The sequence below is a fragment of the Bacillus sp. MUM 116 genome (assembly GCF_001866655.1).
Taxonomy (GTDB): Bacteria; Bacillota; Bacilli; order Bacillales; family Cytobacillaceae; genus Neobacillus.
Genome location: NZ_MLYR01000009.1, coordinates 1 through 1,168, shown reverse-complemented (window position 1 = coordinate 1,168; position 1,168 = coordinate 1). Strand labels below are relative to the sequence as shown.

The 1,168-nt window shown below is 48.2% G+C and carries 9 tRNA genes and 1 rRNA gene; all 10 read left to right on the top strand.

The features are described 5' to 3' along the window. Positions 1-90: 90 nt before the first annotated feature. The 10 genes from rrf (at position 91) to BIV60_RS02470 (ending at position 1,105) form a co-directional block, all read left to right on the top strand. Positions 91-206: ribosomal RNA gene (gene rrf, locus BIV60_RS02515) — 5S ribosomal RNA — on the top strand. A gap of 8 nt (positions 207-214) precedes the next feature. Then, positions 215-290: transfer RNA gene (locus BIV60_RS02510), tRNA-Val, on the top strand. Between the two features lie 40 nt (positions 291-330). After that, positions 331-406, top strand: a tRNA-Thr gene (locus BIV60_RS02505). 7 nt (positions 407-413) lie between these two features. Beyond that, positions 414-489 (top strand) — tRNA-Lys (locus tag BIV60_RS02500). A 38-nt stretch (positions 490-527) separates the two neighbouring features. Then, positions 528-612, top strand: a tRNA-Leu gene (locus BIV60_RS02495). Between the two features lie 37 nt (positions 613-649). Further along, positions 650-724 (top strand) — tRNA-Gly (locus tag BIV60_RS02490). A gap of 5 nt (positions 725-729) precedes the next feature. Further along, positions 730-818 (top strand) — tRNA-Leu (locus tag BIV60_RS02485). 30 nt (positions 819-848) lie between these two features. Next, a tRNA-Arg gene (locus BIV60_RS02480) sits at positions 849-925 on the top strand. Between the two features lie 6 nt (positions 926-931). Further along, positions 932-1,008 (top strand) — tRNA-Pro (locus BIV60_RS02475). 21 nt (positions 1,009-1,029) lie between these two features. Beyond that, positions 1,030-1,105 (top strand) — tRNA-Ala (locus BIV60_RS02470). Positions 1,106-1,168 lie beyond the last annotated feature (63 nt).

Genomic DNA, 1,168 nt, shown 5'->3' with positions numbered 1-1,168 from the left:
AACCAAGTCATATTTATTAAGCGAACTCGTTTTTATGAAAACTTCTTCTGTATTATCTAGTTTTGAGGGAATGATACCTCAAGTAAATAGTCTGGCAATAATGGCGAGAAGGTCACACCCGTTCCCATACCGAACACGGAAGTTAAGCTTCTCAGCGCCGATGGTAGTTGGGGCCTTGCCCCTGTGAGAGTAGGACGTTGCCAGGCTTATATATGGAGGATTAGCTCAGCTGGGAGAGCATCTGCCTTACAAGCAGAGGGTCGGCGGTTCGATCCCGTCATCCTCCACCATGATTTTTTCATGAAGGTAAAAGTATTTTTCAATAAACCTGCCGGTTTAGCTCAATTGGTAGAGCAACTGACTTGTAATCAGTAGGTTGGGGGTTCAAGTCCTCTAGCCGGCACCAGTTTTTTGAGCCATTAGCTCAGTTGGTAGAGCATCTGACTTTTAATCAGAGGGTCGAAGGTTCGAGTCCTTCATGGCTCACCAAAGTTTTTTGCGATAGCAAATAACTCTAATATAATATTGCGGGTGTGGCGGAATTGGCAGACGCACCAGACTTAGGATCTGGCGCCGCAAGGCGTGGGGGTTCGACTCCCTTCACCCGCACCAAAGTTTTTTGCGTCAGCAAAATAACTTTCCAAATATTGCGGAAGTAGTTCAGTGGTAGAACACCACCTTGCCAAGGTGGGGGTCGCGGGTTCGAATCCCGTCTTCCGCTCCAAATATGCCGGGGTGGCGGAACTGGCAGACGCACAGGACTTAAAATCCTGCGGTAGGTGACTACCGTACCGGTTCGATTCCGGTCCTCGGCACCAAGTTTTTGCAATAAAGTAACTTCGAAAAATGCGCCCGTAGCTCAATTGGATAGAGCGTTTGACTACGGATCAAAAGGTTATGGGTTCGACTCCTTTCGGGCGCGCCATTACTACGGGAAGTAGCTCAGCTTGGTAGAGCACTTGGTTTGGGACCAAGGGGTCGCAGGTTCGAATCCTGTCTTCCCGACCATTACTACTAATATAATATGCCGGGGTCTTAGCTCAGCTGGGAGAGCGCCTGCTTTGCACGCAGGAGGTCAGGGGTTCGATCCCCCTAGACTCCACCAAAAAAGTTAAAAAAGTTGTTGACTTTCTGTTGATAACTTGGTAAGATGATTAAGTCGCCTTTA